Origin of the sequence: Exiguobacterium sp. s191 (genome assembly GCF_018618955.1) — a bacterium.
GTDB classification, from domain to species: domain Bacteria; phylum Bacillota; class Bacilli; order Exiguobacteriales; family Exiguobacteriaceae; genus Exiguobacterium_A; species Exiguobacterium_A abrahamii.
In genome coordinates this window covers 882,718-902,169 of record NZ_JACSNC010000001.1, presented here as the reverse complement: position 1 = coordinate 902,169, position 19,452 = coordinate 882,718, and the positions used below count along the sequence as shown (strand labels likewise).

General features: G+C 50.3%; 23 protein-coding genes. 15 read left to right on the top strand and 8 right to left on the bottom strand.

Annotated elements, in window-relative coordinates:
- Positions 1-94: 94 nt before the first annotated feature.
- The 8 genes from parE (at position 95) to KNQ09_RS04750 (ending at position 8,629) form a co-directional block, all read left to right on the top strand.
- Positions 95-2,065 (top strand): DNA topoisomerase IV subunit B, encoded by a 1,971-nt coding sequence (gene parE / locus KNQ09_RS04785; RefSeq protein WP_214857637.1) that lies wholly within the window; start codon positions 95-97, stop codon positions 2,063-2,065.
- Positions 2,058-4,463 (top strand): DNA topoisomerase IV subunit A, encoded by a 2,406-nt coding sequence (gene parC / locus KNQ09_RS04780; RefSeq protein ID WP_064299873.1) that lies wholly within the window; start codon positions 2,058-2,060, stop codon positions 4,461-4,463. Before parE ends, parC begins: the two co-directional genes overlap by 8 nt.
- A 278-nt stretch (positions 4,464-4,741) precedes the next feature.
- Positions 4,742-5,212 carry an NUDIX domain-containing protein gene (locus tag KNQ09_RS04775; RefSeq protein WP_231681758.1) on the top strand — a complete coding sequence of 157 codons (471 nt, stop codon included), beginning with the start codon at positions 4,742-4,744 and terminating at the stop codon, positions 5,210-5,212.
- A gap of 286 nt (positions 5,213-5,498) precedes the next feature.
- Positions 5,499-6,146 carry a hypothetical protein gene (locus KNQ09_RS04770; RefSeq protein WP_064299874.1) on the top strand — a complete coding sequence of 216 codons (648 nt, stop codon included), beginning with the start codon at positions 5,499-5,501 and terminating at the stop codon, positions 6,144-6,146.
- Positions 6,143-6,937 (top strand): DUF3307 domain-containing protein, encoded by a 795-nt coding sequence (locus tag KNQ09_RS04765; protein WP_064299875.1) that lies wholly within the window; start codon positions 6,143-6,145, stop codon positions 6,935-6,937. Before KNQ09_RS04770 ends, KNQ09_RS04765 begins: the two co-directional genes overlap by 4 nt.
- 46 nt (positions 6,938-6,983) lie before the next feature.
- Positions 6,984-7,535 (top strand): histidine phosphatase family protein, encoded by a 552-nt coding sequence (locus KNQ09_RS04760; RefSeq protein WP_195865045.1) that lies wholly within the window; start codon positions 6,984-6,986, stop codon positions 7,533-7,535.
- Entirely contained in the window at positions 7,532-8,392 is an 861-nt protein-coding gene (locus tag KNQ09_RS04755) for a ComEC/Rec2 family competence protein (RefSeq protein WP_214858567.1), read from the top strand. The genes KNQ09_RS04760 and KNQ09_RS04755 overlap by 4 nt, the downstream gene beginning before the upstream one ends.
- Before the next feature lie 21 nt (positions 8,393-8,413).
- Positions 8,414-8,629, top strand: coding sequence for a DUF3006 domain-containing protein (locus KNQ09_RS04750; protein ID WP_029341721.1), 216 nt, complete (start codon positions 8,414-8,416; stop codon positions 8,627-8,629).
- Between the two features lie 33 nt (positions 8,630-8,662).
- Here the strand turns inward: KNQ09_RS04750 and KNQ09_RS04745 are convergent, their stop codons facing one another.
- Positions 8,663-8,890, bottom strand: coding sequence for a hypothetical protein (locus tag KNQ09_RS04745; RefSeq protein WP_058703407.1), 228 nt, complete (start codon positions 8,888-8,890; stop codon positions 8,663-8,665).
- 222 nt (positions 8,891-9,112) lie between these two features.
- On the opposite strand from KNQ09_RS04745, the gene KNQ09_RS04740 reads away from it, so the two are divergent.
- Genes KNQ09_RS04740 through KNQ09_RS04730 form a run of 3 tightly spaced genes read left to right on the top strand, consistent with a single transcriptional unit; the run spans position 9,113 to position 12,041 of the window.
- A complete protein-coding gene (locus KNQ09_RS04740) occupies positions 9,113-10,021 on the top strand; it encodes an AAA family ATPase (protein WP_058265957.1) in 909 nt (302 codons plus the stop codon).
- A 2-nt stretch (positions 10,022-10,023) separates the two neighbouring features.
- Complete coding sequence (locus KNQ09_RS04735) at positions 10,024-11,070, top strand: DUF58 domain-containing protein (protein ID WP_214857635.1); 1,047 nt, start codon at positions 10,024-10,026, stop codon at positions 11,068-11,070.
- Entirely contained in the window at positions 11,067-12,041 is a 975-nt protein-coding gene (locus tag KNQ09_RS04730) for a hypothetical protein (protein ID WP_214857632.1), read from the top strand. The genes KNQ09_RS04735 and KNQ09_RS04730 overlap by 4 nt, the downstream gene beginning before the upstream one ends.
- Positions 12,042-12,055: 14 nt before the next feature.
- Here KNQ09_RS04730 and KNQ09_RS04725 read toward each other — a convergent pair whose 3' ends face one another.
- Positions 12,056-12,409 (bottom strand): winged helix-turn-helix transcriptional regulator, encoded by a 354-nt coding sequence (locus KNQ09_RS04725; RefSeq protein WP_214857630.1) that lies wholly within the window; start codon positions 12,407-12,409, stop codon positions 12,056-12,058.
- 111 nt (positions 12,410-12,520) lie between these two features.
- On the opposite strand from KNQ09_RS04725, the gene KNQ09_RS04720 reads away from it, so the two are divergent.
- Positions 12,521-13,243: an SDR family oxidoreductase gene (locus tag KNQ09_RS04720; protein ID WP_064299880.1), complete on the top strand. Its 723-nt coding sequence runs from the start codon at positions 12,521-12,523 to the stop codon at positions 13,241-13,243.
- Between the two features lie 68 nt (positions 13,244-13,311).
- Here KNQ09_RS04720 and KNQ09_RS04715 read toward each other — a convergent pair whose 3' ends face one another.
- The 3 genes from KNQ09_RS04715 to KNQ09_RS17580 all read right to left on the bottom strand — a co-directional run bounded on the left by KNQ09_RS04715 (position 13,312) and on the right by KNQ09_RS17580 (position 15,647).
- Positions 13,312-13,830: a hypothetical protein gene (locus KNQ09_RS04715; RefSeq protein ID WP_064299881.1), complete on the bottom strand. Its 519-nt coding sequence runs from the start codon at positions 13,828-13,830 to the stop codon at positions 13,312-13,314.
- Between the two features lie 326 nt (positions 13,831-14,156).
- The gene (locus KNQ09_RS04710; RefSeq protein ID WP_050677942.1) at positions 14,157-14,483 is read right to left on the bottom strand and encodes a hypothetical protein; all 327 of its coding nucleotides are present in this window, start codon (positions 14,481-14,483) and stop codon (positions 14,157-14,159) included.
- 159 nt (positions 14,484-14,642) lie between these two features.
- Positions 14,643-15,647 (bottom strand): helix-turn-helix transcriptional regulator, encoded by a 1,005-nt coding sequence (locus KNQ09_RS17580; protein ID WP_050677941.1) that lies wholly within the window; start codon positions 15,645-15,647, stop codon positions 14,643-14,645.
- A 113-nt stretch (positions 15,648-15,760) separates the two neighbouring features.
- Between KNQ09_RS17580 and KNQ09_RS04700 the strand changes: the two genes are divergently transcribed.
- Entirely contained in the window at positions 15,761-16,612 is an 852-nt protein-coding gene (locus KNQ09_RS04700) for an alpha/beta fold hydrolase (protein WP_214857629.1), read from the top strand.
- On the opposite strand, the gene KNQ09_RS04695 is transcribed toward KNQ09_RS04700, so the two are convergent.
- Entirely contained in the window at positions 16,600-17,268 is a 669-nt protein-coding gene (locus KNQ09_RS04695) for a hypothetical protein (protein ID WP_064299883.1), read from the bottom strand. The genes KNQ09_RS04700 and KNQ09_RS04695 overlap by 13 nt on opposite strands.
- 145 nt (positions 17,269-17,413) lie before the next feature.
- Between KNQ09_RS04695 and KNQ09_RS04690 the strand changes: the two genes are divergently transcribed.
- Both KNQ09_RS04690 and KNQ09_RS04685 read left to right on the top strand, forming a co-directional pair.
- Complete coding sequence (locus KNQ09_RS04690) at positions 17,414-17,950, top strand: flavodoxin family protein (protein ID WP_214857628.1); 537 nt, start codon at positions 17,414-17,416, stop codon at positions 17,948-17,950.
- 79 nt (positions 17,951-18,029) lie between these two features.
- Complete coding sequence (locus tag KNQ09_RS04685; protein ID WP_064299885.1) at positions 18,030-18,347, top strand: hypothetical protein; 318 nt, start codon at positions 18,030-18,032, stop codon at positions 18,345-18,347.
- A gap of 155 nt (positions 18,348-18,502) precedes the next feature.
- Here KNQ09_RS04685 and KNQ09_RS04680 read toward each other — a convergent pair whose 3' ends face one another.
- Together KNQ09_RS04680 and KNQ09_RS04675 are read right to left on the bottom strand one after the other, a co-directional pair.
- Positions 18,503-18,868, bottom strand: coding sequence for a YciI family protein (locus KNQ09_RS04680; protein ID WP_064299886.1), 366 nt, complete (start codon positions 18,866-18,868; stop codon positions 18,503-18,505).
- A gap of 93 nt (positions 18,869-18,961) precedes the next feature.
- Positions 18,962-19,423 (bottom strand): YflT domain-containing protein, encoded by a 462-nt coding sequence (locus tag KNQ09_RS04675; protein ID WP_064299887.1) that lies wholly within the window; start codon positions 19,421-19,423, stop codon positions 18,962-18,964.
- Between the last annotated feature and the right edge of the window lie 29 nt (positions 19,424-19,452).

The window sequence follows — 19,452 nt, the reverse complement described above, 5'->3', positions numbered from 1 at the left end:
AAGAAGATGCCTACAATTAGAGACAGACTACTTGAAATAACGAACGAACGTTTGTAAAAACGACGTCGTAATTTCGAATTTTGAGGTGAAATGAATGGCGACAGACTTAAATAACTACAATGATGATGCCATACAGGTGCTCGAAGGACTCGAAGCAGTCCGGAAGCGCCCAGGTATGTATATCGGTTCAACCGATCACCGTGGACTTCACCATCTCGTCTACGAGATCGTCGATAACGCAATCGATGAGGCACTTGCAGGATTCGGGGAACAAATTGACGTCACGATTCATAAAGATAATGCAATCACGGTCCGTGACCATGGACGTGGAATGCCAACGGGGATGCATGCATCGGGAAAGCCGACTGCTGAAGTCATCTTCACGGTCCTTCACGCTGGCGGTAAGTTCGGTCAAGGTGGATATAAGACGTCCGGTGGCTTACACGGCGTCGGGGCGTCGGTCGTTAACGCCTTATCAACGGATTTGAAAGTAACGATCTTCCGTGACGGGAAACAATATGAGCAAACGTTTGAAAACGGTGGGATGCCGAAGACGACGTTGCTGGAAACGGGTACGACGCGTCAAAAAGGAACGAGCGTTTACTTTAAACCAGATGGCTCGATCTTCAGTACGTTGACATACAACTACGATACGCTCGCGGAACGCTTACGCGAATCCGCTTTCTTGCTGAAAGGTCTGAAGATTACGCTGACGGACGAACGGTCTGATAAACAAGATATCTTCCAGTACCAAGACGGTGTCAGCGAATTCGTCCAGTACTTGAATGATGATAAAGATACACTGCATCCGACGGTCGCGTTCGAAGGTACGGAAAACGAGATCGAAGTCGATATCGCCTTCCAGTTCACGGATGCGTACTCGGAAAACGTCCTTTCGTTCGTCAACAACGTCCGGACACGCGACGGTGGAACACACGAAGTCGGTGCGAAGACGGCGATGACACGGGTCATGAATGAATATGCCCGGAAGAATGCGCTCTTGAAGGAAAAGGATAAGAACCTTGATGGAAATGATATCCGCGAAGGGTTGACGATGATCGTCTCGATCCGGATTCCGGAAGAGTTCCTCCAATTCGAAGGACAAACGAAGTCGAAACTCGGTTCGCCGGAAGCACGGACAAGCTGTGATGCTGTCATCAGCCGTCGTCTCTCGACATACTTGGAAGAGAACCCACAAACGGCGACGCTGTTGATCAAAAAAGCGATTCGCGCAGCACAAGCTCGTGAAGCAGCACGGAAAGCCCGCGAAGAAGCACGAAACGGGAAAAAGAAGAAACGCTCGAGCATCTTGAACGGAAAACTGACACCTGCTGCTTCGAAAAACGCAGACAAGAATGAATTGTTCCTCGTCGAGGGTGATTCTGCCGGTGGTTCTGCGAAACAAGGACGAAACCGGACGTTCCAAGCGATTCTTCCACTCCGTGGTAAGGTCTTGAACACGGAAAAAGCGAAACTCGCTGACATCATGAAAAATGAAGAGATCAATACGATCATTCATGCGATTGGTGGCGGTGTCGGAGCCGATTTTGACTTGTCGGATTGTAATTTCGACAAAGTCATCATCATGACGGATGCCGATACCGATGGCGCGCATATCCAAGTCTTGCTATTGACGTTCTTCTTCCGCTACATGCGTCCGTTGATCGACGCTGGGAAGATTTTCGTTGCCTTACCACCGCTCTACCGCGTCTCAAAAGGGAAAGGCAAATCGGAGAAATTTGAATATGTCTGGGACGAAGAGACACTCAAGAAAACGACGAAGAAATTCGGTAAAGGTTATATGATCCAACGATACAAAGGACTTGGGGAGATGAATGCACCACAGCTCTGGGAAACGACGATGGATCCTGAGACACGGACGTTGATTCGGGTCACGATCGACGATGCTGCTGTTGCGGAAAAACGCGTTTCTGTCCTCATGGGCGATAACGTCGGGCACCGCCGGACGTGGATCGAGGACAATGTCGCCTTCGGTCTCGCGGAAGACCTCTCGATCATCGAGAATGAGCACGTGACGAAAGAGAGTGTGAACGAACATGTCTAATCTACAAAACATCCTGAACCTGTCGCTCGAGCAAGTCGTCGGCGACCGGTTTGGTCGTTATTCGAAATATATCATCCAAGATCGTGCCTTACCGGATGCCCGGGATGGTCTGAAACCGGTTCAACGCCGCATCTTGTATGCGATGCATACGGAAGGCAACCTGTTCGACCGTGCTTACCGGAAATCGGCGAAGACGGTCGGTGTCGTCATCGGTAACTACCATCCGCACGGTGATTCATCGGTCTATGAAGCAATGGTCCGCTTGAGCCAAGAGTGGAAACTCCGTTACCCGCTGATCGATATGCAAGGGAACAACGGATCAATCGACGGCGATAGCGCGGCAGCAATGCGGTATACGGAAGCTCGTCTTTCGAAAGTCTCGAGCTTGATTCTCGACGGGATCAACAAACAAACCGTCGATTACACGCTGAACTTCGATGATACGACGGAAGAACCGCTCGTCTTACCGTCGCTCCTGCCGAACTTGTTGATGAACGGTTCGACGGGGATTTCCGCTGGTTACGCAACTGAGATTCCACCGCACCACGCGGGAGAAGTCCTCGATGCTGCGATTGGTCGGATCTCAGGGACGGTCCAGAACGTCGATGACTTGTTGACGCACATGCAAGGTCCTGATTTCCCGACTGGTGGTGTTGTCCAAGGGCTTGACGGCATCAAGAAGGCGTTCGAGACAGGACGCGGGAAAGTCATCATCCGCTCGCGCTCAACGATTGAGACACTGCGTGGCGGTCGTCAGCAAATCGTCATCACGGAGCTCCCGTATGAGGTCAACAAAGCGAATCTCGTCAAACGGATGGAAGAACTCCGTCTCGATAAAAAGGTCGAAGGGGTTGCTGAAGTTCGTGATGAGACCGACCGCGACGGCTTACGCGTCGTCATCGAGTTGAAGAAGGAAGCAGACGCGGAAGGTGTCTTACACTTCTACCTCAAACAAACTGACTTACAAATCGCTTATAACTACAACATGGTCGCGATCCATGAGCGGACACCGCGGCAAATGGGCGTCTTGACACTCCTCGACGCCTATCTCGCACACGTCAAGGAAGTCGTCATCCGCCGGACAGCGTTTGACCTCGAACAAGCGAAACGCCGTCAGGAAGTCGTTTCTGCCTTGATGACAGCAATCTCTGTCCTCGATGAGACACTTGCCTTGATCCGATCTGCGTCGAACAAAGCGGACGCGAAGGAGAAGCTGATCACGCGCTTCAACTTTACGGACCGCCAAGCGGAAGCCGTCGTCATGCTCCAACTTTACCGGTTAACGAATACCGATATCGTCGAGTTGCAGGAAGAAGCAGCGAAACTCGAGAAGGAAATCGCTCGTCTTGAGAAGATCCTTAACGATGAAAAGACACGTAATCGTCTCATCATCAAGGAATTGACAGTCTTGAAGGAACAAGTCGCGGACAAACGTCGCTCGACGATCGAAGCGGAAGTTGAAGAACTGAAGCTGAAGACGGAAGTCATGATCGCTGTCGAAGAAACGATGGTCTTCCTGTCGAAAAACGGGTACGTCAAACGCTCGTCGCTCCGTTCATTCGGTGCTTCGAACGACTTACCGGATTTGAAGGAACAGGATCGTCCGTTGCTCCAAGGGCAAGCGATGACGACGGATCACTTGATCGTCTGGACCGTTCGCGGGAATTACTTGCTGATTCCGGTCCACCAATTACCGGATACGAAATGGAAGGATGGCGGTCAACACGTCGCGAACCTCGTCCCACTCGAACCGGGTGACCGGGTCCTCTCCGCAGATCTCGTTCGTTCGTTCGACGAAGCACAGCATTGCTTGTTCGTCACCCGTCAAGGGATGGTCAAACGTTCGAAACTGAGTGACTACAACGCCCAGCGGAAGTCAAAACCGCTCCAAGGCGTCCGTCTGAAGGCAGACGACGAAGTCTTGTACGCCCAGGTCTCAACGGGTCAAACGGAGCTGTTCCTTGCGACACAGAACGGTTTTGGGCTCTGGTTCACGGAAGATGACGTTCCGGTCGTTGGTGTTCGGGCTGCTGGTGTTAAAGCAATCAACCTCAAGGATCAGGACGTCGTCGCGGGTGCGATCGGCTTCAAGGAAGCGCCACAGATCGTCCTCTTGACGCAACGGGGTGCCTTGAAGAAGATGCGTCTTGCGGATCAGTTCCAAGTCTCGAGCCGTGCGCTCCGTGGCTTACAGTTGCTACGTGATTTGAAATCAAAACCACACCAGGTCGCAGCATTGATCGACGTCACACAAGCGAAAGAATTGGTCCTCAGCGGAAAAGAGCAAGAGAAAACGATCCAAATCGGTTCGTTATCGTTCCTCGACCGCTTGTCGAACGGTTCATTTGCCTATGATGAAGAGAAATTCGGTCCCTTGCTCGACTGGTATACACGATAAGACGAGGCTCCTCCGGATAACGGGGGAGCTTTTTTAGATCTAGCGGGGCAGGAGAGGGGGAATTTTGAGATTTATCGCTATAAATATCGTTTACAAATTGAAACACTGACCAATAACGGCTACAATAGAAGAAATAGTCAGGTCACGATTCGTCACGAACAAGCGTCGGGTCACGCGTCTCCGCAGCTTTGCTTATAGCGTCAATTGATCAAGCAGCTACGGGACCGTCCCTTTAGCTGCTTGTTGTGCAATCTGCCGACCTTGGAGAGGTGATGAAGATGAAATTCAGACGTCGCGAAAAAGTAGCAATCTATATCACTCGGGAAAAACCTAACGGATGGGAACTACTTGTTTTTCATCCACAATCGGCTCCTGAGAGTGATTGGCAGATCCCCGCAGGTACGATCGAAGATGCTGAAATCGCAAAAGAAGCAGCTGTCCGTGAGACGCTTGAGGAAAGTGGTCTCTCGTTAGCATCCGTCCAGTACATCGGCGAAGAAGAGATGCGCTATCCGGAGCGAATGCGGGTCCATTACACGTATTTCTATCATGCGCACATCGAATGCCAAGAGAATCGCTGGACGCATTGTGTGGCTGGTGATGGTCAGGATTGCGGTGATTTCTTTGATTTCGCGTGGTTGCCACTTGATCGGATCACGCAACTTGAACGCCGCCATCATATATTCCTGGATCGTTTGATTCATCGATTGGAACGGACACGTCCGTATGATTGTCGAAAACACGGTTAATTCCGTGTTTTTTTGTTTTGTCTCACTATCTTAAGTTTACCCTGATTATGAGACAAAATCTTATAACTATTGATAATATATGTTATGTTAACTTGAATAAAAAAATGATCTTTTAGTCAGATTCATCCATTCCCCCTGTCGTGTAAAAATCGGTCTATCGTCCTGTTGGTCTTCCTCCTCATTCTTTGTTACTCTAATAACAGTAACACCGCGAATGTTACCTTTTTAACGGTAACAAATCAAATGTTTCCATGATTGTGGCAACAAATGAACAGGAGGAATCGTCATGCAAGCTGTTGCCTTGTCGTTTGATGTCAAAGGCTCCCGCGACTATCCGAGCAAAGAAGCATTACTTCAAGCGCTCCGAGAACTCGCGAACAATCTGAATACGGCATTTCCAACGAGTATCGTTCCGTTCCAAATCAAATCCGGTGATAGCTTACTAGCTGTATTTGCGGATTATCCGGTTAGTTATCCGGTCATGCTGCACTTATTGAATCAAGAATTACCGGGTTACATCGGGATCGGATTTGGTCAGTATGAGACGATTTCGACGACTCAAGCTGAAGAAGCCAATGGTAGTGCGATCATTCACGCTTTTGAAGCGCAGGAATTGGCGAAGACACTTCCGTCACGGATCGCCTTTGCTGGACCGCCCTACTTACCGACCACCCTGCTGAATGGCTATCTCGAGATGCTTTATCCAGCGTATTTCGGGAAAACGGACCGTCAGATTGAACTGCACCGGTTGATGGATCAATATCCAGATGATACGTATGAAGAGATTGGTCTGAAGATGGGCTTTAAGGAACAGGATGCCCGCGCGAATGTCGCAAAACTCGTCTCCCGCTCGCAGCGTAAGCAACGGAAGCGTCTTGAAGCTGCCTTGGTACAGGCGCTGGAGCAATTCCAAGTCTGGGAGGCGATTCGGTGACTGTCTTACTTAGCCTTATCCTTGTCCATCTACTTGCTGATTTTCCATTACAGACGAGACGGATGGCGCTCCTGAAACACCGACACCAACGGATCTTGCTCCAACATCTTGCTGTTCATGCAGCTCTGATGCTACTTGTCCTTGCGTTCTTCGTCATCCGAGGAGTATTAACCATCGACATTGCCGGATGGCTTGGCGGAAGTATTCTCGTGTTTCACGCCCTACTCGATGCCTCCCCGCTCAAACGTCGCGTCAAGCAAGCGGCGGCGTACTGGATCGATCAAGCGTTACATATCGCTGCCATCATCGCCTTGACATGGGTGTTCGTACCGATTGATTGGTCGTTGTCGTTCTCACGTCCGGAGCAAATTCTATGGATTCTGTGCTTTAGTTTAGTGACGACGGAGTTACTCGGTCACGGGATTGCTTTAATGCTCGCACCATTTGCTCCGCGCTTGATCGAAGCGCATTTCGAGCGAAAAGTGACACGTAAGGAGCAATTAGACGGCGTTTCGCGGACCGTCACACATGAAGTCGAAGATTCTGCGCGCAGTTATACGACGGAATTAAACGGAATCGGGCGTTATATCGGTCTCGTCGAACGGGCAATCATTACCCTGCTCGTCGTCACGAACGCAACGGGAGCCATCGGGTTCATCATTGCTTTGAAGGCACTGGCACGTTTTAAACAGTTTGAAGATCGCCGCTTTGCGGAATATTACATCATCGGGAGCTTGCTCAGTATCTTAGGTGCGATTTTATGTGGACTTGCGATTCGCGTTGCACTCTAAACGATGAATGAAAGTGAGGGAGACGGTCTTGACCGTCGCACGAAGTATGAAACAAATTGGATTAGTGAGACATCACCGGGTGACGGAAGGATACCCGACGAAAGGCTGGATCAGCGCCAGCGATATTGAAAAATGGATTGAACGGTATGATACGTCAGACATCGATATTCAACCGGTCGAGCTCGGTCAGATCGACTGGACAGTCTGTTATGCCAGTAGCATGCCGCGTGCCGTCCAGACGGCGAAGAGCGTCTACGATCAAGAGATCATCGTGACGGATTTACTGCGGGAAGTACCGTTTCCGACGATTCGCTCGAATCTCCGGTTACCGTTTCTTGGCTGGGCGGTCCTCGGTCGACTGGCAGCCCCGTTCAGCAAACGGATTCAAGCGGAGATCAAGGATGCGAATGAACGGATCGAGGTCCTGTTGAATCAATTGATGTTCGAGGATGACGAACGGGTCTTACTTGTTGGGCACGGCGGCATGATGATTCTGATGCGGGCTGCCTTGAAGCGTCGCGGTTATCGGGGACCCCGGTTCGGTCATCCGCGCAACGGTATGCTCTATCTGTTCGAGAAAGAGGAACCGACATGCTGAAATGGGGCTCAACGATTCTGTTAGCCCTCTGCCTGATCGTCATCTTCTACACGACCCGGGATGAAGAGCCCCCTGCCCCAACGGCAGGACAGATGGAGGTCTATGGTTTTGACGTCGGTCAAGGAGATAGCACGTTCATCCGGACGAAGGAAGACGCGATCTTGATTGACGGTGGGAATAACGGTAAAGGCGAGGATGTCGTCCGCTACCTGCAAGAATTGGGAGTTAAACGCTTAACAGCAATCATCGCGACACATCCGGACGCCGATCATATCGGTGGACTCGATACCGTCCTCGATGCCTTTCCAGTCGACAGCGTCTATGCCCCGCGTGTCACGCATACGACGGAGACGTACCGCGATTTCCTTCTAGCCGTCAAACGCGAAGGAGTGACGATCAAGTCGGTTAAGGCGGGTCTTAAGATACCGAGTGAAGCCGCACGCTTTACGTTCCTTGCACCCCTAACGGACGGGACACAGGATCTTAACAGTTGGAGTGCCGTCCTGCGGGTCGAACATGGACAGGACCGGTTCCTCTTCATGGGCGACGCACCGATCCGGACGGAACGACAATTGCTCGAGTCAGATGTCGATCTTAGCGCCGATGTCTTGAAGCTTGGGCATCACGGAGCAGACACATCGTCCTCCCTGCCCTTCCTACAAGCCGTTGATCCGAAGCGAGCGTTGATCTCAGCCGGGAAGGACAATGCCTATCGTCACCCACGCCCCTCCGTCTTACAGGAACTGAAAACAGAACGGATTACGATTGACCGAACCGATCAAAGCGGTACGATCCAGTATATCTCGACTGGTGACGGCATCAAGGAATCGAACCGGACCGATTTACGACCGGAATAACAAGACGTGGAGGTGCATCAGATGCGATTGACCCTAGCTGATTTTGAAGACGATCTAGCGATTTGCGAAACCGACGACCGCGAGACGATCACATTACCGAAAAGTCGTTTGCCGCGCCAGGCGACGATCGGCGACCGACTCGACTGGACCGGACGTTCGATTCGGATCTTACGCGATGAGACGAACGCACGTAAAAAAGAGATCTCCGAGTTGATGGATGATCTCTTTGAAGAATGATGAGACTCCCTCGGAATGCTGAGGGAGTCTTTTTTAACCGAGTAGACTGATGACGAGACCAGCGAGGATGCCTGCTGTGAATAAGGAACCGAGCGTATACGTCAGCAAACGTAATCCGAATGGGAGCCGACGAATCGCGGCAAAGGCTCGACGATTCGGAGGTCCTCCGGCAACAATACGTTGATACTCGTCAATAGGACTGTGAGCAACATCCTGTTGCTGGTTTAGAGTAGAGTTCGATTCGGTAGTGTGTGGTTTCATCTGTCCATCCTCCCTATTCCGATGACTATATCCTTCTATTCGCTAAGTAACTTCATAATCCTGTTTCAATTTTTTTGATATTTCACGAAACTTTTGGATGAAACTGGTAGTATAAAAGATAGACGTATTTCTTTATGCGTGATTCCTGGAAAATCACTAGCGGTTTTTTCTGAATTTTCGTACACTTTAGAAATACGATGCATCTTAAAGGGGGAATCATCCATGTTTCAAACGTTACGTACATCACTCAAACAATCTGTCCTTGGTCAGGACGATGTGATTGATCATTTATTGATGGGCTTGCTCGCAGAAGGTCATGTGTTGCTCGAAGACCGTCCGGGGACCGGTAAGACGACACTAGCAAAAGCACTGGCGCAGACACTCGAAGCGAAGTTCTCACGTGTTCAATGTACAGCGGATACGTTACCGACCGATCTACTTGGGATGGAGCTGTTCAACCCGCTGACAGGATCGTTTGAACAACGGTTTGGTCCGCTGTTCGCGAACATCGTCCTCGTCGATGAGATTAACCGGACGACGCCACGGACACAGTCAGCATTGCTCGAGGCAATGGCGGAAGGACAAGTGACGATCGGGGATACGTCTTATACGTTACCGCAACACTTTCTTGTCATCGCGACACAAAATCCATTCGATGGACACGGCACATTCCCACTGCCGCATGCCCAACTCGACCGTTTCTTGTTCAAGTTGTCGTTCGCTCCGCTGACACGTCAGGCGGAGAAGGCATTATTACGTGGAGCACACTTAACCGCGGCCGAACTACAGATTCCGCTCGAACAACTCAATGACTGGAAAGAGGAAGTCGTCGCCGTCTCAATCGAAGATAGCGTCGAAAACTACTTACTCGATGTCTGTGACGCACTCCGCGCCCATCGTGACGTTGAGATCGGACCGAGTCCACGAGCGACGCTCGCACTCTTAAAAGCCGCGAAAGCACGGGCCTGGATGCAGGAGCGGACGTACGTCACACCAGAGGACGTCAAGCACTTGGCGACGCCATTGCTTGCCCACCGTCTCGTCTTGACGCTCGAAGCGACGCTGAAGCTATCGAACGAACGTCTCGTCGAGCAGGTCCTCGATTCACTCACTGTTCCAACTGAGGTGTAATCATGCAATTGATCATACCAAAAGGCTTTAACCTCATCATTCTTACGATGACAGGTGCAAGCGGCGTCATCGTCGGACTCTATGGTCCTGTCTGGATTGCGGCTTTATTACTCGCCTATACATTATATGGCTGGGTGATGCCGTATTATCTCGAATACGTTGCGAAGCGGATTCGCGTCCGCCTCCTTGAGACCGTTCGCGCTTTTCGAGAGGAAACGATCCAGATACCGTTCGAGTTATCGAACCCAACGAAGTTACCACTCGGTCGCATCACGATTTCTGGCTTGCTCGGGGATCAGATCAAGCTTCCTGATGCGAGTAGTCAATTTTGGCGTCAACACTTATATGTCAACAAACAGACGATCGTGCCGTTTTCAATCGATGTCATTGCCGCTCACCGAGGAACGATTCGGATTCAGTCGTTTGACGTCATGATCTCGGATCCGTTTCATTTGATCACAATCTATGTGACGCTTGATATCCAAGAGCTGGGTCACGTCTTCCCTGACTTTGCACCAGCGTCGGTCGAGTGGAATGAACGGATGATTCCCGGTGAGACGATTGATCGCTCGAGTCCGTTCACCGATCGCTCGAGTTTCCACTCCGTCGTCCCCTACTCCGGAGATGCGAAGTCGATCTACTGGTCCGCTTATGCGAAGACGAATGAACTGTACTCGTATCAATATGACCGGAAACGTAACCATGATTATGCCGTCATCGTCGATGGCTTGTCCGCAGACGGACTCGCTCTCCGCTCGGACTTCGAGAAACTATTATCGCGTGCCGCGACGATCATCCGTGAACTCGAGAAACAAGGGGCTTCCTACAGCCTCTGGATTTCGATGGTCAACCGATCCGGGCAGTGGTACCATGTTCCGTCTGGGATGGGAAAACATCAATTCCTACGGACGATGGAATGCCTTGCCCGGATTTCCGAATACGATCTACCGCTCGAACGCCGGTACTTCACGAAGCGATTGCAACGTAGTGTGCCGTCGACGACGGCGGAGATTCACCTCGGTCACCGGCAGAAAGGAGTGAGCGCATGATTCTCTGGTGGATATTCCTTGCGAGTCTGTTACCGGTTCCGTTCTATCTCGCGCTCGCTCTTCCGGCACTCGCCTTCGTACCACATCGTTCGCTTCGAATCGGATTACAGTTACTCGTAGCGGGGTCCTTGTTTTTCCTCTCTCCCGTAGCTAGCGTCTTAGCCCTTGTCTTCGTCGCCTGGACCGCGTTTCTTGATACGGTCGATTCGGCGTGGCGTTACGCTACGAGTGCGATGGTCATCGGCGTCGTGATGGTATTGTTCCCGGGAGTGACACCACCAATTGGCGCCTTTTTAATTTTGGTCTTCGTCATTGCGTATCCATTCGTCGTCACCTACATGACAGAATGGCGGCGTATCTTCCCGACGATCGCGCTGGTCCTCAGCGCGGGGCTGATCATAGCTGTTGTCTTCCGTCTCACGAAAGAAGCGCTCGTCGGATCCGTCACGAGTGCGATTCGTCCGCTATTTGAAGCATTCGGTTCATTGTTCCTTTGGACGGAACCACTTGGTCGGGAAGCGGACACGATGACGAACCGGGCAATGGGGCTAGAGAATATCAAAGGTGTTCAAGACGTGGAGCAAGCTGCCGTCCAGGCAGGAACACCGGATTGGATTTGGATCGCAACGACGCTTCTGACGGTGATCTTAGTTGCAGTTACACTTTATGTCATCCGGAAGCGAAAAGTCATAGCGATCGAAAGAGAACAAACCGTCAGGCACTCCAAGCAGGTACGGGCGCATGCGCCAAAGCGGCATAGCCATCATCCGCTTCTGAAGATTGCTTCTCAACTCGAGCAAGCCTTCCCAAGACGTCATGAAGAGACGACGCTTGAATGGCTGACACGGATCGAGTTCCCGGATGCGTCACCAAACGCTCGACTGATCGACGGGATTGAGTTCAGTCCAAGTGAACCGGCCTACGACATTCAGACGTTCCGCCGTCAAGTAAGAGAACAAATCGAACGCTAACGAAAAGCCCTTGCTCATGGAGCAGGGGCTTCCTCGTCGCATAAGGTGCGCATCAATTGGTTGCGTGGTGTCGTCGCGAGTCCCCAGTCGCAGATCGCATCAAGTAAGGGAATCAAGGAAACACCTTTTGCACTTAACGCATACTCAACACGAGGTGGGATTTCCGGGTAGACGGTCCGCATAATCAAGCCATCTTGTTCGAGTTGCTTCAGTTGCTGTGTCAGCGTCTTCGGTGAGACGTCCTGGATATAACGCTCCAGTGTATTAAAACGTACCGCACCTTCCTCATGCAGCTCGTACAAGATCATCACTTTCCACTTGCCTTGAATCTGACGCATCGTCGCATCGAACTCATTTAGATACGGCATACCGTTCCCTCCCTTACCAAAAGGTAACCGACTGACCTAAAAGTGCGTACTTCTCGGATTGGTTTCCCTCTGTTATCTTCAATTTATCATATCAAATAAGGAGACGATATCATGAAAACAGGATTCATTGCCATCACCGGTGCTACGTCAGGAATCGGGCATGCGATTGCGCGAACGTTCATTCAGAAAGGGTACCGCGTCTTATTGCTCGGACGACGAATTGATCGTCTGGCGAGCCTTGCTTCAGACGATGTCTTGATTCGCCAAGTCGCAGCCACCGACCGAGTTGCCCTCGATGCTGCTTTAGCAGACGCGACGGAAGCGTTCGGACCGGTCGAAGCCATCATCAATAATGCAGGACGGATGTTACTCGGTCAAATTGAGACACAAGATGCGGAAGAATGGGAAGAGATGTTTGACGTCAACGCGCTCGGTGTCTTACACGGGATGCAAGCTGTCCTTCCCTCGATGGTGAAACGGAAGACCGGCACGATCATCAACATCAGCTCGATTGCCGGTAAAAAGACGTTCGCAGACCACGCCGCGTACGTCGGCACGAAATTCGCCGTCCACGCGATGAGTGAGAACGTGCGAGGTGAAGTCGCGTCTCACGGTGTCCGCGTCATGACGATCGCACCAGGTGTCGTCGAGACGGAATTACTCGGTCATACGACAAGTGATGCGATCAAGGACGGCTATAACGAATGGAAACAGTCGATTGACGGTGGACTCGATCCGCAAGTCGTCGCGGACACTGTCTTATTCGCCTTTGAGCAGCCGCAACATGTCAATATTCGAGAAATCGTCTTAGCTCCGACGAAACAACTCGATTGACGAATAATAGACCGAAGCGCTCGGAAATGGATGTACTTCCGAGCGCTTCGGTCTGTTTCATTCAAGCGTTACTTTATTAAGTGACTCTGTTCAATCGTTTGAAAGATTGATTGATAGATCTTCAGTTGCTCTGACCGATTCGGTCGTTCGATCCCCTCACCAAATAACCAGGTCGTCTCTTGTGTATCGTCATAGAGCATACCAGCCGCAAACGTCGGATTCGGCACCGAGATGCTTTCCTCATAGGAGAGACTCGGATCAAGAAACGGTTCGACGGATTTTTGAGAGCCGATAAAGAAAAAGGGAATCTGCGCCTTCCGGTAGACGGTAGCATAGTCACGTCCCGCTGCCTGATGTAAGTACTCCGGCATAATCATGACGGCGTCGTATCGTCGTAAATCTCCTTTGATCTCCTGCAGATCAATCGAGTGGAAATCCGGTGATTGCGTAAGAACTGGAGCTGTTCCGACGACGGCGATGGTGAGATCGATGGTACTGGCTTTTGGCGTCAACGTTGGTTTTTTCATCATACATACGGTAAGCAGTAGACTGAGTGCAAGTAAAGTCATGACGGTTCTTTGTCTCATCTGTCCCTCCATGATTTCCTAATATTAGGTCTTTCGCCTAGTTCCTTTATACCATAGAAATGGGTGACGTTATGTTTTTGCACAATAGGGAAATCGCGTGAATAAAGTACCAACAGAAGCCAATAAAAAAAGACTCCCTGATTGGAGTCTCCTTACTTTTCAGCATCGATTTTTGAAGCCTTACGCGCAATGACGACAATAAAGACGATGGCACCGACAGGAATCACGAGCGGCATCCAGTCGAGGATATACTGTGCGTTCATCGTATCCCCCCTTACCTAGCAAGCTATAAGCGTAGCATATGCCAATTGCTGGGGAGTTGCAAGTCACAGTCGGGGCAGAAGTTCGTTCACGATCGCGTAATAAATCAAGATACTTGTCGAGAGCGTATATCCGATGAATAAAAGGGGTGTGAATTTAGGTTTCATGCGTCGTTCGATCAAGCGTAGCGAGCCGATGGTGACGACAAGAGCGACGACCGGACTGAATCCGAACACGACGATATCTAAGGATGTCACGACATCTTCTGGAAACACGAGATGAAAGACAAAAAGTGAGAATAAGTACCACGATGTATAGGATAGACAAACGAAGAAGAGGAAAGCAGCTAGTTTCCGCATCCCGTTTGATTGGCTTTTTTCCATCTGTTGCATGTCGTTCCTCCTACATAAGTATCAGATACCCTTAATAGTAACTGGAACTATTCGCTTAAAATATTCAAATATGAATATCCGACAAAAAACGACAAAAAGTTTTTTTCTCGACAATTTAAAAAAGCAAGATCCACGGTCAAGTGAACCTTGCTTTAGCCCTTAGAGAGCAGGTGTTTCGACTTGGTACATCGTCGCAAGACCTGCCACCTTGTTCTTGAATGTCTCCCGCCGTTCGACAGGCGCGATGATTTCCGCCTGGTTGCCGAACTGAATCAGCCACATCATGAAACCGTCGGAAAAGAGCGCATCGACCTTGACCTCGAACCAGAGGTCATCGAGGCGACGGCAGCGGATATCTGTCCCGAACCGGTCGACGACGGTTGGCATCAGACTCTCCTGGAATTTAAGCGTCAATTGCTCGTTCTCTCCCCCGTACATGTTGAACATGTTACTTAAGTAACTCGGCTCGACATGGACCGGTTCTTCCATCGGTTCGAACGCTTTACAATCGACGATTCGGTCGACCCGGTACGTCCGGATCTCTTTGATCCGCTCATCGCGTCCAATCAAATAGTAATTTCCGTTATCCATCAACAGATGAGCCGGAGAAACGAGGTAATGCTCGCCATCCTTCCGTAACTCGAACTTCCGCGTCCGTTCATTAAACTTTCCTTGGTACTGGAAACTGATGACGAACCCATCGCTAATTGCTTTCTGAATCGTATCGATCGAGCGCGACGTCATTCCTTTTGGTTTTTTGACAGTATGTAGCACCGGTTGGAGTGACTCCGCCATCTTGTCACTCGTCAACGACTGAATCGTCTTAACGAGCGACGTCGTCTCACTTTCCGAGATGAACTTCGCACTGGCGATGGCATCGACGAGCAATCGGAGCTGATGATGCTCAAAGGGACGACTGACGAGATGATACGGAATGGCAAGTCCATTCTTCGTCTCTTCCGCCACGACGTCAAAACCTGATTTGGCAAGTGCCGCAATATCATCCTTCAACGATTTTCGGGATAGCTTCTCGATCAGTCCTCGTTTCGAGAGTTCCATGCTCAATTCCTCAAGCGTCAACGTATGGTCTTCATCCGACTGACGTTCGAAGATTTCTCGTACAGCAAGTAAGCGGTCACGGTTCGTTAATTTTTCGTTAGACACTACGCATCCTCATTTCCTAAGTCACAATGGTTTGGTTATACTTTACAGTATACATGAAAATGAATATTAAATTAACAATAAAATGGTAAAAATTAAGAGATAGGAGAATTTGGATGCATTATATCGCAGAATGGAATGGTCAGCGCTTTGATTACCGAGATAGCGGGAGCGGTCCCGTCATTCTTTTGATTCATGGTACGCAGTCGGATTACCGGGAGGTCTACCATGTCGAAAAGTTAATCACGGCAGGATATCGTGTTATCGTACCGTCACGTCCGGGATACGGAAGAACGCCACTTCAGCTCGCAGATAGTCCAGAGGCGCTTGCAACGTTCTACGCTGGGTGGCTTGCTTCCCGCCAGATTGAACAGTACACCGTTTACGGCATCTCTGCCGGCGGACCGACGGCAATTGCACTTGCTGGAATGGATCCAGGCGTTCATGCCCTCGTCTTAGCGTGTGCGATGACGCACCGGATCTCGCTGCCGTATCACCGTCTTTTGATCCAACCGGTCTTACAACGTCCTTTGCAGCTCATCCAGTGGGGGCTTTGGACGTATGTGAAGGATAAGATTCGTAAGTTTCCTGAAGAAGCAGCGGTTCGGATGGTCGAGATGACGAGTCTTTTACCACGCGAAACGATCCGTACCCACATTAGTGAGACGGATGCGTCGTTATTATATGAGGTTGGTCTTCAAAATGGTCCTGGGCGAGGTGTCTTGTTTGATATCACACAAGACTTAGAACGAGAACGGCTTGAAGCCGTCACGTGTCCCGTCTTGATCGTCCATTCGAAGTCAGACCGTGCTGTTCCGTTCGAGCATGCGGAACACGCACGACGGAGCATTCCTCACGCGCAGTTCATTGAATCGAAAAGTCCCGGTCACCTGATTTGGATCGGTCCATCCGCACGTCGGGATGAACGGATGATCGAACGGTTCATCGCCTTCAATCAGATGACTTGAAGGCGGAGCCGCATTTTTAGCTTCTCATCATCCTCCTCGATCGCAATCAGACCACGACGCGTTAGTTCACCAATCGCACGACGCGTCCGGTCTTGATTAAGTCGGGCACAGCGGGCAATCTCAGAGATGCCCATCCGACATGACAGTTGGTTCGCCTTGATCTTTGATGAAGGCTTCGCGACGGAGCGTTGTAAGAGGCGCCAAAAGACATGGCGGGCATCCTCTGATAAAGCATAGGCATTTTTCTCGATCACCGGCGGCATGTAACGAACGTCTTCTCGAATCCGGCGAATCAGATAGAGACTGAGCCATTCTTCGAGCTCCGCTTGAATTCGTGAGAATTCGAACCACCAGAGCTGCTCGAGTGCCTCTTCCTCTTTCGTCGCCAGTTGCCAGCTAGCAGGAATCTCATCAAACTCTTCCTCGAGCCAGTCTTCGTAGTCGAGTGCCGTCTCATACAAGACTTGTGACGGGATCTGCTCGAGTGACGTCCGATGTTTATAGATATCAAAGCTCATCCGTCGAAAATGTTCGACGGATGCAGCCACTTGGCTCAAATGAATCAATTGTTTCGTAATGAGTCGCGCCAGTCCATCCATCTCGAGGTGGATGGCATATAAGTGTTTTTCTAGCGCAATGAGCGTGCTTCTCTCCATTCGACCGTTCCTCCCCTATTTGTTTTTCGTCTTCTTGTCTTTTTCCGCAAAACCCTTATTCAAAACCAATTGTGAGCATATCGGTGTATTGACAGTGCAGTTTGGAATAGAATAGAACAATCGAATTCAAAAGGAGATGCACGATATGTATACGATTTTTGGTAGCTCACGTAAAGGAAACAGTGAATGGCTCGGGGAACAAGCATTGAAAGGAATCCCTCATGTTGCTGTCGATTTGGCGAACGTCTCGATTCAGCCGATTGAAGACCGCCGTCATCATGGAGGCTTTTTGCCGATTGGCGATGACTATCGCCGGATTGTCGAAGAAATGCTTGAACACGATGACATCCTGTTCATCACTCCGATTTACTGGTACTCGATGTCGACGAAGATGAAATTATTCATCGATCGATTCAGCGAATCACTGCGCGACGAAGAGCTCGACTTCAAAAGCCGGATGGCGGGGAAACGATTCCACTTGATCGCGGTCGGAGGAGACAATCCACGCGTTAAAGGACAAGCGCTCGTCACGCAGTTCGAGCATATCGCATCGTTCCTTGGCGCGACGCTTGAGACAGCGATTCTTGCCGAAGGAAATGCACCGGGTGAGGTCGAGTACGATCAAGAAGCGATTGCGGCAATCGCGGCGTTTCGTGAAAAAATGTCAGGAGCACGTGTTTAAGCACTGTTCGTGAAGGGAAATAACTGAAGCAGAGCGCACGACTATCTAGCGTACGACTCAATTCAGGAGGTGGTCAGCCATGTTCGCATCTAAAAAACGATCGAATCGCAAGTGGAAACAACTGACTTCACGCCAGCATATCCTTCATCTTGAGCATCTGTATCAATCACGCGAAGAGACGATCGTTCGTGATCGCCTCTCCTTACAACACATCATGGAACGTGCAGTCCGGACCGGACAGACGGTCCACGTCCGATTGAAACAACTCGATACGGTATCCGGTTCGATCCAAGCGATTTTTCATGACCGCGGAACAATTGAACTCGTCACATCGACAGGTATGCGCCGCATGGTACGAGCAGCGGACGTCATCGATATCGAGTGGAAGACAACCTAACAGTATGTAACCCCTTCTCAACTAGAGGAGGGGTTTTGGTTTACATGAGCCCTTTGCCACCGAGCGGTTGATCTTCCAGTACATGTTCAACATGTTCGAGCAACGGGCGTGCCGTAGACTAGTTTGAATCGTAAACGTCGTTCATAACCTGTACATTAAGAGATAGCTGATAACGGTCGGACTTCCGCGCGCCAACCGTAAGATTCCCCTTCTGCGACTTGAGTCGTCGGATGAAGGGAAGCCAGTTCCATCGCATGATCCAAATCACGTGCTTCAAAGACAATCAAACTGCCAATCTGCTCCCCATGCGTTCGATCCGGCTCTACATTCTTCTGTACGACCCCATCCTGCCAGTAAAATGCTTGTGTCGTAAGTCCCGGGTGCCAGTCTGATAGGACATCGACTTGTTCATTGAAGGTGTTCATCAACGCATCACAACGCGACATCAAAGCATCGATCTCTTCCTTCGATAAAGCATCCATCCGCTCAGCATCGTAATAACCGACATATAAGAATTGCATTGTCTCTCCTCCTCTCAATTTTCCCATTCCCTTCCATGAGAAGGCTAAACAAAAGCCTCCTGTCTCTACGCTGAGAAACAGGAGGCTTATGTATCATTCATCTTTTAACTTGACGTTTTGATCGGCTGGTAACGTCGTCGTCGTTTCCTCATCTTCGAGTTTCGGAACACCGGCACCATAATCGGTTGCTTCATCCGTCACGTACGACGCTGCGAACGCTGGATTCAGTAAATCGGACTTCGAACCGACGATGACGATCCGACCGTGCCGGACTTCATCTTCTAAGTCCTCGGCGACATCCTTCGTCATGCCAAGCTCGGACAACTGAGCGATCCGGTCTTTCCGATTGCTCCGGACGGCTGACAGTAATGTCTCGAAGAACGACTTCTTCGTCACACGGTACGGTAACGTCTGCGTGTCATTCGCGATCCGTTCCGCGAGTTCTTCGTCTTTCGCAAAGATATAAATCTGTTTATTCGAATAGCCACTTGATTTGAGGCTCGTCACTTCTGCGTCGACAGCGGTCATGTTTCGTACGATGCGTGTTTCAAGCATAAAAATCCCTCTCCTTCATGCAGCAAGCT

Bases quoted from the DNA above. Each gene is read 5' to 3' on its own strand.
- parE (WP_214857637.1), top strand. From the start codon at position 95: ATGGCGACAGACTTAAATAACTACAATGATGATGCCATACAGGTGCTC.
- parC (WP_064299873.1), top strand. From the start codon at position 2,058: ATGTCTAATCTACAAAACATCCTGAACCTGTCGCTCGAGCAAGTCGTC.
- KNQ09_RS04775 (WP_231681758.1), top strand. From the start codon at position 4,742: ATGAAATTCAGACGTCGCGAAAAAGTAGCAATCTATATCACTCGGGAA.
- KNQ09_RS04770 (WP_064299874.1), top strand. From the start codon at position 5,499: ATGCAAGCTGTTGCCTTGTCGTTTGATGTCAAAGGCTCCCGCGACTAT.
- KNQ09_RS04760 (WP_195865045.1), top strand. From the start codon at position 6,984: ATGAAACAAATTGGATTAGTGAGACATCACCGGGTGACGGAAGGATAC.
- KNQ09_RS04750 (WP_029341721.1), top strand. From the start codon at position 8,414: ATGCGATTGACCCTAGCTGATTTTGAAGACGATCTAGCGATTTGCGAA.
- KNQ09_RS04745 (WP_058703407.1), bottom strand. From the start codon at position 8,890: ATGAAACCACACACTACCGAATCGAACTCTACTCTAAACCAGCAACAG.
- KNQ09_RS04740 (WP_058265957.1), top strand. From the start codon at position 9,113: ATGTTTCAAACGTTACGTACATCACTCAAACAATCTGTCCTTGGTCAG.
- KNQ09_RS04735 (WP_214857635.1), top strand. From the start codon at position 10,024: ATGCAATTGATCATACCAAAAGGCTTTAACCTCATCATTCTTACGATG.
- KNQ09_RS04730 (WP_214857632.1), top strand. From the start codon at position 11,067: ATGATTCTCTGGTGGATATTCCTTGCGAGTCTGTTACCGGTTCCGTTC.
- KNQ09_RS04725 (WP_214857630.1), bottom strand. From the start codon at position 12,409: ATGCCGTATCTAAATGAGTTCGATGCGACGATGCGTCAGATTCAAGGC.
- KNQ09_RS04720 (WP_064299880.1), top strand. From the start codon at position 12,521: ATGAAAACAGGATTCATTGCCATCACCGGTGCTACGTCAGGAATCGGG.
- KNQ09_RS04715 (WP_064299881.1), bottom strand. From the start codon at position 13,830: ATGAGACAAAGAACCGTCATGACTTTACTTGCACTCAGTCTACTGCTT.
- KNQ09_RS04710 (WP_050677942.1), bottom strand. From the start codon at position 14,483: ATGCAACAGATGGAAAAAAGCCAATCAAACGGGATGCGGAAACTAGCT.
- KNQ09_RS04700 (WP_214857629.1), top strand. From the start codon at position 15,761: ATGCATTATATCGCAGAATGGAATGGTCAGCGCTTTGATTACCGAGAT.
- KNQ09_RS04695 (WP_064299883.1), bottom strand. From the start codon at position 17,268: ATGGAGAGAAGCACGCTCATTGCGCTAGAAAAACACTTATATGCCATC.
- KNQ09_RS04690 (WP_214857628.1), top strand. From the start codon at position 17,414: ATGTATACGATTTTTGGTAGCTCACGTAAAGGAAACAGTGAATGGCTC.
- KNQ09_RS04685 (WP_064299885.1), top strand. From the start codon at position 18,030: ATGTTCGCATCTAAAAAACGATCGAATCGCAAGTGGAAACAACTGACT.
- KNQ09_RS04680 (WP_064299886.1), bottom strand. From the start codon at position 18,868: ATGCAATTCTTATATGTCGGTTATTACGATGCTGAGCGGATGGATGCT.
- KNQ09_RS04675 (WP_064299887.1), bottom strand. From the start codon at position 19,423: ATGCTTGAAACACGCATCGTACGAAACATGACCGCTGTCGACGCAGAA.